The sequence below is a fragment of the Novosphingobium sp. MD-1 genome (genome assembly GCF_001014975.1).
Classification (GTDB): Bacteria; Pseudomonadota; Alphaproteobacteria; order Sphingomonadales; family Sphingomonadaceae; genus Novosphingobium.
This window is the reverse complement of sequence record NZ_BBXA01000020.1, coordinates 193772-207625: the sequence shown is the minus strand read 5'-3', so window position 1 is coordinate 207625 and position 13854 is coordinate 193772. Positions and strand designations below refer to the sequence as shown.

Annotated in this window: 13 protein-coding genes; 6 read left to right on the top strand and 7 right to left on the bottom strand. The window is 67.6% G+C overall.

Annotated features, from left to right (window positions below; translation table 11 throughout):
* Window positions 1-37 precede the first annotated feature (37 nt).
* The 5 genes from NMD1_RS05885 to NMD1_RS05865 all read right to left on the bottom strand — a co-directional run bounded on the left by NMD1_RS05885 (window position 38) and on the right by NMD1_RS05865 (window position 3445).
* Window positions 38-340 (bottom strand): hypothetical protein, encoded by a 303-nt coding sequence (locus NMD1_RS05885; RefSeq protein WP_233497376.1) that lies wholly within the window; start codon window positions 338-340, stop codon window positions 38-40.
* Entirely contained in the window at window positions 337-618 is a 282-nt protein-coding gene (locus NMD1_RS05880) for a hypothetical protein (RefSeq protein WP_125954039.1), read from the bottom strand. The genes NMD1_RS05885 and NMD1_RS05880 overlap by 4 nt, the downstream gene beginning before the upstream one ends.
* The gene (locus tag NMD1_RS05875; RefSeq protein ID WP_125954038.1) at window positions 615-812 is read right to left on the bottom strand and encodes a hypothetical protein; all 198 of its coding nucleotides are present in this window, start codon (window positions 810-812) and stop codon (window positions 615-617) included. Before NMD1_RS05875 ends, NMD1_RS05880 begins: the two co-directional genes overlap by 4 nt.
* 136 nt (window positions 813-948) lie before the next feature.
* Complete coding sequence (locus tag NMD1_RS05870) at window positions 949-1359, bottom strand: thioesterase family protein (protein ID WP_124808160.1); 411 nt, start codon at window positions 1357-1359, stop codon at window positions 949-951.
* A gap of 10 nt (window positions 1360-1369) precedes the next feature.
* The gene (locus NMD1_RS05865; RefSeq protein WP_125954037.1) at window positions 1370-3445 is read right to left on the bottom strand and encodes a S9 family peptidase; all 2076 of its coding nucleotides are present in this window, start codon (window positions 3443-3445) and stop codon (window positions 1370-1372) included.
* A gap of 61 nt (window positions 3446-3506) precedes the next feature.
* Here NMD1_RS05865 and NMD1_RS05860 point away from each other — a divergent pair, with 61 nt between their 5' ends.
* The 6 genes from NMD1_RS05860 to NMD1_RS05835 all read left to right on the top strand — a co-directional run bounded on the left by NMD1_RS05860 (window position 3507) and on the right by NMD1_RS05835 (window position 9315).
* Entirely contained in the window at window positions 3507-5306 is a 1800-nt protein-coding gene (locus NMD1_RS05860) for an aminopeptidase P family protein (RefSeq protein ID WP_125954159.1), read from the top strand.
* A 58-nt stretch (window positions 5307-5364) separates the two neighbouring features.
* Complete coding sequence (locus NMD1_RS05855) at window positions 5365-5745, top strand: VOC family protein (protein ID WP_124808162.1); 381 nt, start codon at window positions 5365-5367, stop codon at window positions 5743-5745.
* Window positions 5742-6164, top strand: coding sequence for a cupin domain-containing protein (locus NMD1_RS05850; protein ID WP_125954036.1), 423 nt, complete (start codon window positions 5742-5744; stop codon window positions 6162-6164). The genes NMD1_RS05855 and NMD1_RS05850 overlap by 4 nt, the downstream gene beginning before the upstream one ends.
* A 243-nt stretch (window positions 6165-6407) precedes the next feature.
* The gene (locus tag NMD1_RS05845) at window positions 6408-7055 is read left to right on the top strand and encodes an EF-hand domain-containing protein (protein WP_125954035.1); all 648 of its coding nucleotides are present in this window, start codon (window positions 6408-6410) and stop codon (window positions 7053-7055) included.
* Window positions 7056-7073: 18 nt separating this feature from the next.
* Complete coding sequence (locus NMD1_RS05840) at window positions 7074-7805, top strand: response regulator (protein ID WP_124808165.1); 732 nt, start codon at window positions 7074-7076, stop codon at window positions 7803-7805.
* A 4-nt stretch (window positions 7806-7809) separates the two neighbouring features.
* Window positions 7810-9315 (top strand): HAMP domain-containing sensor histidine kinase, encoded by a 1506-nt coding sequence (locus tag NMD1_RS05835; RefSeq protein WP_307544198.1) that lies wholly within the window; start codon window positions 7810-7812, stop codon window positions 9313-9315.
* A 145-nt stretch (window positions 9316-9460) separates the two neighbouring features.
* On the opposite strand, the gene NMD1_RS05830 is transcribed toward NMD1_RS05835, so the two are convergent.
* Both NMD1_RS05830 and NMD1_RS05825 read right to left on the bottom strand, forming a co-directional pair.
* Window positions 9461-12127: a M1 family metallopeptidase gene (locus NMD1_RS05830; RefSeq protein ID WP_125954034.1), complete on the bottom strand. Its 2667-nt coding sequence runs from the start codon at window positions 12125-12127 to the stop codon at window positions 9461-9463.
* Between the two features lie 129 nt (window positions 12128-12256).
* Window positions 12257-13831, bottom strand: coding sequence for a helicase HerA-like domain-containing protein (locus tag NMD1_RS05825; RefSeq protein ID WP_125954033.1), 1575 nt, complete (start codon window positions 13829-13831; stop codon window positions 12257-12259).
* Between the last annotated feature and the right edge of the window lie 23 nt (window positions 13832-13854).

The following is a 13854-nucleotide window of genomic DNA, read 5'->3' as shown; positions in this document are numbered from 1 at the left end:
CAGCCCGGGGCGTTCTCTTGTCCGGGGGCGGCCGGACTTACCGCAAGCGGGGTGTATCGACCCGCTGGAACGAGGCCCGGCGGACAGGCCCGAGATTGACGTCCTGCCTGAACAGGTGGCGCGCCTCGTCGGCTCCTTCGATGGTGACGCAGACCAGGTGCGTTCCACCCGACAGGAGCGTTTCGATGGCGCTGATCGCGATCGCCTCGCGGTGGCACCGGTCGATCACGTCCTGTTCGGCCAGGTTCAGGTTCATCGCCCGCGTGACTCTGGTTTCGACCGGTTCCGTCCAGGATTTTGCGGGCGCACGCTTTCTGGACGCCGTGGGGGTCTTGGTCATGGTTGAATCTCCAATGGGGCGGCGCGCAAGGCCTGGCGGCGAAGCACCCGGACGACCTCTATCAGGCCTAGCTCCGACGCGCCGACGCGCTGGCGGGGAACGTCGATCATGCCCGGATGCACGGAATCCAGGAAGCCGTTGGCCGCGCGGCGTCCGCCCAGCAGCACGAAGGCCAGGTTGAATGCTTCGGCACGCCGCTTGAGGGCCTGGGGGTCACTTATGCCGCTGCTACCGTGCGCAACGGCACTAGCGCGGCCCGTTCCGCGCGTGGCCCTCATGATACCGCGCCCGCCGGGACGGCGCCGCCGCACCAGTCGGGATAGGAAGAGACACCCATCTGGTGGCGCAGCCGGTCGATCCGTGTCTGATAGTGCTTCACCAGCCTGCAGGCGCCGGCCCTGGAAGCAGCGGGCAGCGATGCCGCCCGCATGATCGAGAGCTGGTGGTGATAAAGAAGATGATTCAGGTCCATCGACATGCTCCGGCCTAATGCGGGAGCGCGACGGTCTCTCAGACACCCACGTGCAAGACGATAATGGGCGATGGGTTGGATATGGGGTGCCAAGGGCCGGATTGCAAGCGCAATCAGGGCACGGTTCCCATGCGGTTCAGGGGTTTGCACCCTCCGGCAGGAACGGCGCGGCGACGTCGCGCGGCACGCGCAGCAGGCGGCCCGAGGCGCGGTCGAGCAGCGCCCAGGTGGTGCGCGCGCTGACGATCACCTTGCCGGCGGCATTGGTGAAGTCCACGCGCCGGTCGAACCGCGCGCCGGTGGGGCCTTCGGGAATGAAGGTTTCCGCCGTCACGCTTTCGCCCGCGCCGATATTGCCGCGATAATCGATCTCGTGCCGGGTCACGACCCAGACATAGGCGGCCTGGTGTGCGGGCGCGGCTACCGCTTCCCAGTGCGCCACCGCGATGTCCTGAACCCACTGCAGCCACACCGCGTTGTTGACGTGGCCCAGTTCGTCGATGTGCTGCGGCGCGGCGGTGAAGGTCAGGCGATGGCGGTTGCTCACGGGCTGGACCTCAGGCCTCTACGCCCAGCTGCCACAGGATGAAGGCGAACTCCTCCGCGGTTTCCTTCAGGCTTTCGAACCGGCCGGACTTGCCGCCGTGGCCTGCGCCCATGTTGGTCTTGAGCAGCAGTTCGTGGCCGTCGGTCTTCAGCTCGCGCAGCTTCGCCACCCATTTTGCCGGCTCCCAATAGGTCACGCGCGGATCGTTGAGGCCCGCCGTCACCAGCAGCGGCGGATAGGCCTGGCGCTGCACCTGGTCATAGGGCGAATAGGACAGGATCAGTTCGAACGCGGCCTTGTCCTCGATCGGATTGCCCCATTCGGGCCATTCGCCCGGGGTCAACGGCAGGCTTTCGTCCAGCATGGTGTTGAGCACGTCCACGAACGGCACGTGCGCCGCCACCGCGCCCCACAGGCCGGGATCGGAATTGATCACCGCGCCCATCAGCTCGCCCCCGGCCGATCCGCCGGAAATGCTGATCTTCCCCGCCTCGGTGAACCCGCGCGCGATCAGGCCCTTCGCCACGTCCACGAAATCGTTGAAGGTGTTGGTGCGCTGTTCCAGCTTGCCCGCCTTGTACCAGGCGCGGCCCAGATCGTCGCCGCCCCGGATATGCGCGATGGCATAGGCGAAGCCGCGATCGACGAGGCTGAGGCGCGAGGTCGAGAAGCCCGGACCGATGGCGATGCCATAGGCGCCGTAGCCATACAGATGCAGCGGCCCGCCGGGCGCGCGGTCCTTGCGCCAGACCACGCTGACCGGCACCACCGTGCCATCGCGCGCCGCGATGTCCAGCCGCGCGGTATCGTAGAGCGAGGCGTCATAGCCGGAGGGGATTTCCTGCACCTTGAGCAGGGTGAGGCTGCGGGTGGCGACATCGTAGTCATAGACCGACGCCGGGCTGACCATCGATTCGTAGCCGACGCGCAGCACCGTCATGGCCCATTCGGGATTGTCGCCCAGGCTTGCCTCGTAGCTCGCTTCCGGGAACGCGATCGGCTCGATCCTGGCGGGATCGTCGTAGTAGCGCACTTCGATCCGGTCCAGCCCGCGCACCCGCCCTTCGACCACGTAGAAATCGCGGAACAGCTCGAACCCGGTCAGATAGAAATCGTCGCTGCCCGCGATCAGCGTGGTCCAGTTGCCCGGATCGGCGAGCGGCGCGGTGGCGAGGCGGAAGTTCTCGTGCGTATCGTTGGTGTGGATGTAGAGCACGCCGTCACGCTCATCGACGTCGTATTCCACCCCCTTGGCGCGCGGCTTGACGAGGATCGGCGGGGCCAGCGGGTCGGCGGCGGGGATCAGGCGCGTTTCGCCGGTCTCGTGATCGCCGGTCGAGACGATCAACCATTTCTCGTTGGCGGAAAGCGCGGCGCCGACGCGGAAGCCCTCGTCGTCCTCGTGGTACAGTTCCACGTCGCTTTCGGCCGGCTGGCCCAGCCAGTGCAGCCGCGCGTTGTCGGTACGCCAGTTCTCGTTGGCGAGCGAATAGACGAGGCCCATATCGTTCGCGACCCAGATCAGGCCGGACAGCGTGCCGGGAATCTCATCGGGCAGCACTTCGCCCGTGGCGATCACCTTGATCCGCGCGGTGAAGCGTTCGGAGCCGTTGTCGTCCACCGACCAGGCCAGCCGCGTGCCGTCGTTCGAAACCGCGATCGCGCCCAGGCGGAAGTAGTCCAGCCCTTCGGCAAGCGTCACTTCATCGAGAATCAGTTCGTCGGCGCTGCCATCGTCTGCCGCGCCCACCGGGCGGCGCCACCATTTTTTGTATTCCGCGCCTTCCTCGAATTCGATCCAGTAGAGCCAGTTGCCATCCTTCTGCGGCACCGACTTGTCGGCTTCCTTGATGCGCCCGCGCATTTCCCGGAACAGCGCGTCGATCACCGGCTGGCGATCGGCCATGCGGCTTTCGAACCAGGCGTTTTCGGCTTCGAGATGGGCGAGGACGGCCTTGTCGGTGACTTCGGGATAACCGGGATCACGCAGCCACGCGTAATCGTCGGTGACCGTGATGCCATGGTGCGTGATGCTCTGCGGTTTCTTCGCGGCGACGGGAGGTGTGGCAATGCTCATTCCCCGCATCTATGTTGCCTCCATGATGCCCGCAAGGCGGGCCGCCTTCATTCAGGACGATCCCATGTTGATGCACACTCACGAAGCTCGCCTCGATGCCCTGCGCAAGCAACTGGCGCAGGACGGTCTCGATGGCTTCGTCATCCCGATTTCCGACGAGCACATGAGCGAATATGTCGGCGCCTATGCCCAGCGGCTGGCGTGGCTGACCGGCTTCGGCGGTTCGGCCGGCACGGCGGTCGTGCTCAGGGATGAAGCCGCGATCTTCGTCGACGGGCGCTATACCCTGCAAGTGCGCGAGCAGGTCGATGGCCGGCTCTACAGCTATCAGTCGGTGCCGCAGACCAGCCCCGCCGCGTGGCTGGGGGAACACGTGCCGGAAGGCGCGCGGATCGGCTATGACGCCTGGCTGCACGGCCGGCCGTGGGTGGAATCGGTGGCGAGTGCTCTCTCTTCGCGCGGGGCGCGGCTGGTGGCGGTCGATTCGAATCCCGTCGACGCGGTGTGGGCGGACCGGCCCGCGCCGTCGATCGCGCCGGCGCTGGTCCACGCCGATGACCACGCCGGCCAGTCCGCGTCGGAAAAGCGCGCGGCGGTGGCCGAATGGCTGGCGGAGCGCAAGCTGGACGCGGTCGTCGTGTCTGCGCTCGATTCGATTGCCTGGCTGCTCAATATCCGGGGCGCGGATGTGGAACGCACGCCGGTGGCGCTGTCGTTCGTGCTGGCGCACGCCGATGGCACCGCCGATCTGTTCATTGCGCCCGAAAAGGTCACGCCGGCGCTGGTCCAGCACCTGGGCAACGCGGTGCGCATCCATGATCGCGACGGGTTCGTGCCCGCGCTGGAAGCGATGGCGGGCAAGCGTGTGGCGGTCGACCCGGAACGGGCCGTTGCGGCGATCTTCGCCACGCTCGATCGCGCCGGGGCCAAGACCATCGCGCTGACCGATCCGGTGGTGCTGCCCAAGGCGATCAAGAACGAGGTCGAGAAGGCGGGCCAGCGCGCGGCGCAGGCGCGGGATGGAGCCGCCGTTTCGCGCTTCCTGCACTGGCTCTCGGTGGAAGCGCCGCGCGGCGGCGTGACCGAGCTGGCGGCGGCCGATCGGCTCGAAGCGTTCCGCGCCGAAGGCGGATTGCTGCGCGATCTGTCGTTCGACACGATTTCCGGCGCAGGGCCGAACGGTGCGGTCGTCCACTATCGCGTCAGCGAGGAAACCAACCGCACGCTGGAGCCGAACAGCGTCTATCTCGTCGATTCGGGCGCGCAGTATGTCGATGGCACCACCGACATCACCCGCACGGTATGGGTCGGTCCGGGGCGGCCGCCGGCCGAGGTCCGGGACCGCTTCACCCGCGTGCTCAAGGGCCATATCGCGCTGGCGCGGGCGGTGTTTCCCAAGGGCACGGCCGGCAGCCAGCTCGACAGCTTCGCCCGCCAGTTCCTGTGGTCGGCGGGGCTGGATTACGCGCACGGCACCGGGCACGGCGTCGGCAGCTTCCTGTCGGTGCACGAAGGACCGCAGCGCATCGCCAAGGCCGCGGGCGGGCAGGCCGGCACGGGCCAGGTGCTGATGCCGGGCATGATCCTGTCGAATGAGCCGGGCTACTACAAGACCGGCGCCTACGGCATCCGCATCGAGAACCTGGTGCTGGTTGAGCCGCGCGAAATCGAGGGCGCGGAAGGCGAATTCTATGGCTTCGAGACGCTGACGCATGTGCCGATCGACCGGAACCTGGTGGATGTCGCCCTGCTGACGCCCGACGAGCGGGCGTGGTGGAACGCATACCACGCGGGTACGCTCGCGCTGCTCTCGCCGCAGCTCGAAGGCGCCGATCGCATCTGGCTTGAAGGGGCCTGCGCACCGCTTTGAGAGGCGGTTTGTTCGTGTTATGTTCCATCTATCATGATTCGCTGAAGGGAGAGTTTCGATGATCGGATACGTGACGCTCGGCACCAATGACCTGGAACGCGGCGCGAAGTTCTATGATGCGCTGACAGCCGAACTGGGTGTGGGCCGGATGATGGAATGGGACGGCGCGATCGCCTGGGGCGCACCCGGCGGTGGCGCGGGCATCGGCCTGACGAAGCCGTTCGACGGCAATGCGGCCTCTGTCGGCAACGGCGTCATGGTGGCGTTCGAGGCGAAGGACAAGGAACAGGTGGTCCGGCTGCACGCGATCGCGCTGGCCAACGGAGGCACCTGCGAAGGCGAGCCGGGGCCGCGCGGCGATGGCGGGTTCTACGCCGCCTATTTCCGCGATCCCGATGGCAACAAGCTCAATGCTTTCCTCATGGCGGCGCCGGAATGAAGGAGATCCGGGCGGGCCATCGGCTGGCGGAAAGCCCGGTCCATCTCGGCCTCGGCGCGCGCGCCGTGGCCGAGCCGGCCTTCACCGGAATGGAGTGGTACGCCGGCTATGTTGCGCGCCACGCCGATGACGGGAAGGAAGGCCGGCTGGTCAGCCTGTTCCGGTTCGCCGAAAGCTGGGACAGCTGGGAAATGCACCCGGCGGGCGACGAGGTGGTACTGTGCCTCTCGGGCGAAATCGTGCTGCATCAGGAATTTCCAGACGGCCGGCTGGAGCTGGTCCGGCTCGCGCCCGGTGACTATGCGATCAATCCGCCGGGCGTGTGGCACACTGCGGATATCGTGGCCACGGATGCCACGGGCGAGGCATCGGCGCTGTTTATCACGGCGGGCGTCGGAACCGAGCATCGCGCACGGTAACGACGGGTGAGGGGACCGGGCGGGGCCTTCGCTTGCCGCCAAATGAACGGTCTTTCTCAAACGCGACAAATTACGACAATGTCGGGCTGGCGCCGGGATATTTGCGCGACAACTGCCTCCTATATCCTGCTCATGGTCGTTGCGAAGGCCGCCAGCCTCCCCTGAAGGGGTGCCTCCCTCTCTCCCCCTTCATGGCGGCCTCGCAACGTCCTCCCCTTTCCGAACACACGGGAGTCAGGATCGATGAAGAAGATTGTTCTGGGCATTTCCGCCGCCGCGCTCGCGCTGGGCGCCGGTGCCCTCTATGCCGCTGCCCCCGAAGGTCCGGCGGGCGACGTTACCTGGGCCGAAGCCAAGGCCAAGGCCGACGAGATGTGGGCGAAGCTCGACGTCAACAAGGACGGCAAGCTCGACCAGGCCGATCGCGACGCCAAGGTCATGCAAAAGTTCGACGAGATCGATACCAACCACGACGGGTCGATCAGCCGCGACGAATTTCTGGCCCATCACAACGCCATGCGCGGCCCGCGCGCCGATGGCCCCGGAGCCGGTCCCGAGGAAGGCCACCGCTGGCATCGCGGCGGACGCGGCGGTCCGCAAGGACGTGGCCCCGGTCCGGACGGACCTGGTATGCATGGCGCCATGATGGGCGGTCCGGGCATGGTGTTGCGCATGGCCGATGCCAACAAGGATGGCGTTGTGACCAAGGCCGAGTACGATGCGGCGGTGAAGGCGCATTTCGACAGGGTCGATACCAACCATGACGGCAAGATCAGCAAGGAAGAACGCAAGGCCGCGCGCGATGCGATGCGCGCCCGCTTCGGCCGCGGGCCGGGCGGGCCGGGAGCCCCGGGCGGCGACATGCCTCCGCCTCCCCCTCCGGGCGAATGACGGGGAGCGGCGAAGCGCATGAATGAAACTTCGCCGATCCGGGTGCTGCTCGTCGACGACGAAGCAGCCCTGCGCGAGCCCCTGGCGGACTATCTCGTCCGCCAGGGGTTTGCCGTGACGCAAGCCGGCACCGCCGCCGAGGCGCGCAGCCGGCTGGTGGAAGCCGCCTTCGACATCGTGCTGCTCGATATCATGATGCCGGGCGAGGACGGTCTGTCGCTGTGCCGCCATCTGGTCGAGGCGCGGCAGATCCCGGTGATCTTCATCACCGCCAAGGGCGAGGCGACCGACCGCATCGTCGGGCTGGAAATCGGCGCCGACGATTACGTGGTGAAGCCGTTCGATCCGCGCGAACTGGTCGCGCGCGTGCGCAGCGTGCTGCGGCGCGCGGTGCGGCAGGCGGCGGAACCGGCGGACGCGGTGGTCTATGAATTCGAAGGCTGGCAGCTCGATCCGCTCAAGCGGCGGCTGACCGATCCGGAAGGCGCGCTGGTGGCGATTTCGTCCGCCGAGTTCCGCCTGCTGATGGCCTTCCTCGACCATCCGCGCCAGGTGCTCGATCGCGATCGCCTGCTCGACATGGTGCAGGGGCGCGAGGCACACCTGTTCGACCGCGCCGTCGACAACCAGATCAGCCGCCTGCGCCGCAAGGTGGAAGTGGACAGCCGCAATCCGCAACTGATCCAGACGGTCTGGGGCGGTGGCTACATGCTGGCCACCGAAGTGCGCAAGATCGCGTCGCGGGGGTAGTCGCTTGTTTCGAGACCTGCCCCGCGCCTTTTCCCGTTTCGTGCCCTGGCCGCGCAGCCTGCAGGGGCAGATGCTGTTCGCCATCGCCATCGCCCTGCTGATCGCGCAGAGTCTTTCGGCGGCGCTTATCTGGCGCGCGCAGCATGAACGGCACGTGGGGGCGCTGGTGAACTCCGCCGCCTTCCGTCTGCTGGGCCCTCCGCTCTATGGCGCGGAGGGCGGCGAACGGGGCGGAATGCGGCGCGATCGCGGGCCGGAAGCGCGCGAAGGCGGCCCTCCGGGGGCGCCCGGCTTCCGGCGTCGTCCGCCGCCGCCCGATGACGGCTACCGGCTGCCACGCCCCTTGCGCGTGCGCGTGGATAACGCCAGCCCCGAACAGCCCGGCGACCGGCGCATCGCCGCGGCCGAGAAGAATCTGACCGAAGTGCTGGAAAACCAGGGCGTCGCGGTGTCGCAAGTGGTCGTGCTCGAACGCGATCCCCATCAGGACAGCGTGATTGCCGAATGGTGGGAACAGCAACGCCACCGCTTCGCCGCCTTCAGCAATGGTGAACCGCCGCCGCGCCTGGTGATCGCCTCGTTCAAGCGCTCCGACGGCACGTGGCTGTCCGCGCGCGTCCTGACGCCTGCGGGCGAGCGGCAGTTGCTGATCTCGTTGCTGTGGCAGACCGTGCTGCTCTATCTCGTGCTGATCGGCGCGGTGGCGCTGATCCTGCGCCGCATCGCGCAGCCGCTCAAGGCGCTGACGCGGCGGGTGGAGGACTTCGCGCGCGACCGCAGCATCGATGGCCAGCTCGTTCCCGGCGGGCCGGAAGATATCCGCCGCCTGATCGAGGCTCACAACGCGATGGAAGCACGCATCGCCGGGCTGCTCGACGAAAAGGACGTGATGCTGGGCGCGATCGGGCACGATCTGAAAACGCCGCTGGCTGCGCTGCGCGTGCGGATCGAGGCGGTGGAGGACGACGCCGAGCGCGGCCGGATGGCCAAGGTGATCGAGGACATCAACCGCTCGCTCGATGACATTCTCTCGCTGGCGCGGGTAGGCCGTCCGTCTGATCCGCTGGAAATGACCGAGCTGTCGGCGCTCGTCGCCGATGTGGCCGACGAGTTCGAGGACATGGGCGAGGATGTGACGCTGGGCGATACCGCGCGCATCGTGCTGCCGGTGCGGGCGACGTGGCTGCGCCGCGCGATGCGCAACCTGGTGTCCAACGCGCTGCGCTATGGTCAGCGCGCACGGGTATCGCTGGTGCGCGAGGGCAACGAGGCCGTGTTGCGGATCGAGGATGACGGGCCGGGGATTCCCGAAGGCGAGATCGCCCGGATGATGGAGCCGTTCACGCGCCTCGAAGCCTCGCGCAACACCGCGACCGGCGGCACCGGGTTGGGCCTGACGCTGGCACGGGCCATCGCCGACCAGCACGGCGGATCGCTGGTACTCGCCAATCGCGTGGAGGCAGGCCGGATCGCGGGGCTGGTGGCGACGCTGCGCCTGCCTGTTACGTGACAGAATTATCCCGGCACGCACGGGGCGTGCCGGGATGGTGTTTTATGCCAAGCTGCTAAGATGCTGACGCATCACCGCTTGGAAATGCTCAAGCGCCGCACGGGTTTGACCCAAATGCGGTGCGTGATGCTCACCGCATTTGGGCTTACTTGATCTTCGCCACCGCCGCGGAGAGTTCCGCGCCGCGTGCGTCCTTGAGCACGCCGCAATCGCGGACCCGCTCGATGGTGCGTTCCAGCTCCAGCGCGCCGCTGCGGCCGGCGAAGCGCGGGCGCAGGGCCTCGAATTCCTTCGCCTGATCGACCGAGCAGAACCCGGCCAGTGTCCCAGGTAGCCGCGCGGCGAGGAAGATGCCGCCCGAGCCGCTGAGCATCTCTTCGAGATGCGCCTTGAGCCAGATGTAGCCGATCTCGCGCGTTTCCGGCGTCACCAGGATGCCGGCGATCATGCTGAGGCGCTCGCTGGGGCGCAGGCGGGCATCCTTGAACCCGTCGAGCACCCAGCGCGCGGTATCGGCATCGCCGCTGGCCGCCACGGCGCGCAGGGCGCTGGGGCGGAACACCGGATCTTCCGACCCGAGCGCGCTGTCCGCCAGCTTTTGCGCCCCGGCCAGCTTGTTCTGCGCCAGCCAGGCGCGCAGCCCCGATCCGTAGAACGCGGGATCGAGTGCGGCCTTGTCGCCGCCCAGCAGTCCCTCGGCCGCCGTGGTCAGCCGCGCCCGCAGCGCCGGATCGCGCGCGGTGTCCGACAGGGTGGCGACCAGCGCCACGCGGCGCTGCGCTTTGTCGGGATCGTCGCCGGCATGGGCGCCGGCGCGCGGATCAAAGCCCATCGCTTCAAGCTGCGGCGCGTAGAGCTTGTCGACAAATCCCCGGAACGCGGGCTTGGCCGCCTCGTCGATCACGCCGCGCGCAGCCATCGTTTCGAGCAGCGAGGTGGCGTTGCCGCTGGCGTAGCTATCCGGGTTGCGGGCCAGCGCGGCGGACGCGGCGATCACTTGCGCGGGCGTGGCGCGCCCCGCCATGAAGCTGGCCGCGATGCTGTCTTCCAGCGCCTGGGCCTCGCCGCCGGGCAGGCTGGCCGCGCCGGCGATCAGCTTGTCCCATTCGGCCGCCGGCAGTTCGAAGCGATAGTATCCGGTGCCGCCGGCATTGGGCACCACCGGCCCCTTGCCCTTCAGCGTCAGCTTCATCGTCGGCCCGGTCATCAGCGAACACTGGCGGTCATCGCCCTGCCGTGCGCAGAGCGGAATGCCCCATTGCGTGGCGGGGGCGGGGGTGCCCAATCGGACGTAGCGGCTCTGCGTCACCGTCCAGGCGCCGTTCTTGCCGTCCGCGAACGTCACCAGCGGCACGCCCTGCTGGTCGGTGAAGCTCTGCATCGCCGAAAGGATGCGCGGATCACCCGCCGCATCGGCCATCGCGCCGAAGAAGTCCGCGCTGGTGGCGTTGCCATAGCGATGCTTGGCCATGTAGCCGCGCACGCCATCGCGGAAGCGCGTATCGCCCATGAACGCGGCGATCATCGCCACGACATGCCCGCCTTTGCCATAGGTGATCGTATCGAACGCGGCGTCGATGTCCGCGTTCTTCGGGATCGGCTGGTGGATCGGCCGGCCGGCGATCAGCGCGTCGATGTTCATCGCGCCGAAGCCTTCTTCCAGTGCCCCCGCGCCGATGTTGAGGTCCGGCCGCCAAGCGTTGCCGATGCGGAAGCCCATCCAGTTGGCGAAGCTTTCGTTCAGCCAGATGTCGTCCCACCATGCCGGGGTGACGAGATCGCCGAACCACTGGTGCGCCAGCTCGTGCGCCACCACCATGCCGAAGGTGCGCTTCTGGCTGGTCGATGCCTTGTCGTCCATCACCAGGATGGAGTCTTCGTAAAGGTCGGCGCCCGCGTTCTCCATGGCGCCGGGCATGATCGGCGCGGTGATCTGGTCGAGCTTGGGATAGGGGAAGGACTGGCCGAAATAGGCTTCGAGGTGCTGGACGATGCCCTTGGTGCCTTCCAGCGCGAAGGCCAGCTTGTCGGCGTTCTGCTTCGTCGAGACCACGCGGATCGGCAGCGGCGTGGCGCGCTGCGGCGTGGCCGGCACGGTGCCTTCAACCGTGGCGAACGGCCCGACCATCATCGCCACGAGATAGCTCGGCAGCGGCAGCGTTGGCGCGAAGGTGTGGACCGTCATGCCGTTTTCGGTCCGCGTCGCGGTTTCCGGCGCGTTGCTAACCGCCTTGAGGCCGGCGGGGGTGCGCAGGGTAACCGTCCACGGCGTTTTGAAGCCGGGTTCGTCGAAGCCGGGGAAGGCGGCGCGCGCGTCGATCGATTCGAACTGGGTCCAGCTGTACCAGTCGTCGCCCACTTTCACGCGGAACATGCCGGCCGGCCCTTCGCCGAACGGCGCGTCGTAATCGAAGGCGAAGGTCACCGCGCCGGCGGGCAGCGCTTCGGGGAAGGTCAGCAGCGCGACTCCGGTGGGATCGACTTGCGCGAACGTGCCGGTCAGCGTCTTGCCGCTGGCCGTGGCGGTCACGCGCGAAACCTTCAGTTCCTTGCCGTGCAGCCAGACGAAGCGGCTGGCCTTGCGGCTGGTGGCGTCGATCTCGACGTGGCCGGAAAACCGCTCCTTGGCCGGATCGACGGTCAGGTCCAGCCGGTAGGTGGAGGGCACGACCGAACCGTCGAGCTTGCCGGCAGGCATTGGGCCGGCTTCGGCGGGAATGGCTGCGGCGGGCGGGGTGGCCGTTTCGGCGTGGGCGAGGGGAATCGCGGCACAGCTCGCAAGCATGGTCGCGGCAAGGAACAAGGAGCGCATGAAAGCCTTTCCGGAAATGGAAAATGCACCTGACTAGGGCCTAACCGGTTTCATGCGCAACCGCGTTCGACGAACACGCGATGGTGTTCGTCGAACATGGGGGGCATAGAGGCGTTCAGGCCGGAGCGATCAGCGCAGCAAACCGCCCAGCAGGCCGCGCGCGAAGCGGCCGAACGCGGCGCCGCCCAAGCTGGTGGCGACCGAGCCGACCACAGCGCTGAGACCGGATTCGACGGGCGAAGCGCGGGTTTTCTTGCCGCTGATCTGCGCCGCGATTACCGCGCCGGCGGACGAAGCCACCGCACCGATCGCCGCCTTGCCGGCCTTGTCCCACAGCGACGGCGACTGGCGTGGCGCCGCGCGCTGTGCCTCCGTGCCCTGTTCCTGCACCTGCTGCGCGGCGGCGGCGGCATCGGCGGCCTTCTTGGCCAGCACTTCGGCGGCGGATTCGCGGTTCACCGCCGTATCGTACTTGCCTTCCACCGGGCTGGACGCCTGGATCGCCGCGCGTTCGGGCGCCGAGACCGGCCCCAGCCGCGAACGCGGCGGCGCGATCAGCGTGCGCTGCACCACACCGGGCGCGCCATCGTCATCCAGCGTGGAAACCAGCGCTTCGCCCACTTTCAGCTCGGTGATCGCCTTTTCCACGTCGAGATCGGGGTTGATGCGGAAGGTCTGCGCGGCCGCCTTGATCGCCTTCTGGTCGCGCGGGGTGAAGGCGCGCAGCGCGTGCTGCACGCGGTTGCCCAGCTGGCCGGCGATCTTTTCGGGAATGTCGATGGGGTTCTGGGTGACGAAATAGACGCCCACGCCCTTCGAGCGGATCAGGCGGACGACCTGCTCCACCTTGTCGAACAGCGCTTCGGGCGCATCGTCGAACAGCAGGTGCGCCTCGTCGAAGAAGAACACCAGCACGGGCTTTTCAGGATCGCCCACCTCGGGCAGCGCCTCGAACAGTTCGGACAGCAGCCACAGCAGGAACGTGGCGTAGAGCTTGGGGCTCTGCATCAGCTTTTCCGCGGCGAGAATGTTGACCAGGCCCCGGCCCTTGTCGTCGGTGCGGAGGAAGTCGTGAATCTCGAACGCCGGTTCACCAAAGAAGCGGTCCGCGCCCTGGCTTTCGAAGGCGAGCAACTGGCGCTGGATCGCGCCGACGCTGGCCTTGGTGACATTGCCGTACTTGGTGGCGAGTTCGCCGGCGTTTTCGGCGCAGGCGACCAGCACCGCCTGCAGGTCGTCCATGTCGATCAGCAGCAGGCCGTTTTCGTCGGCGTAGCGGAAGGCGATGTTGAGCACGCCTTCCTGCGTTTCGTTCAGGCCCATCAGCCGGGCCAGCAGCAGCGGCCCCATTTCCGAGATCGTGGTGCGGATCGGGTGGCCGCTTTCGCCATAGAGATCCCAGAACACCGCCGGGTTGTCGGAATAGGTATAATCGGTGATGCCCAGCTCCTTGGCGCGGGCTTCCAGCTTGTCGGCGTTCTTGAAGGTGGGGCTGCCCGGCATGGCGATGCCCGAAAGATCGCCTTTCACGTCGGCCAGGAACACCGGCACCCCGCGCGCGGAAAACTGTTCGGCGATGCCCTGCAGCGTCACCGTCTTGCCGGTGCCGGTCGCGCCCGCGACCAGCCCGTGCCGGTTGGCCCGGCCGAGCCGCAGCACCTGCCGTTCGCCGTTGGCGCCGAGGCCAAGGTAGATATCGTCCATGTAACAGTCGTCCCCGCAAGAAA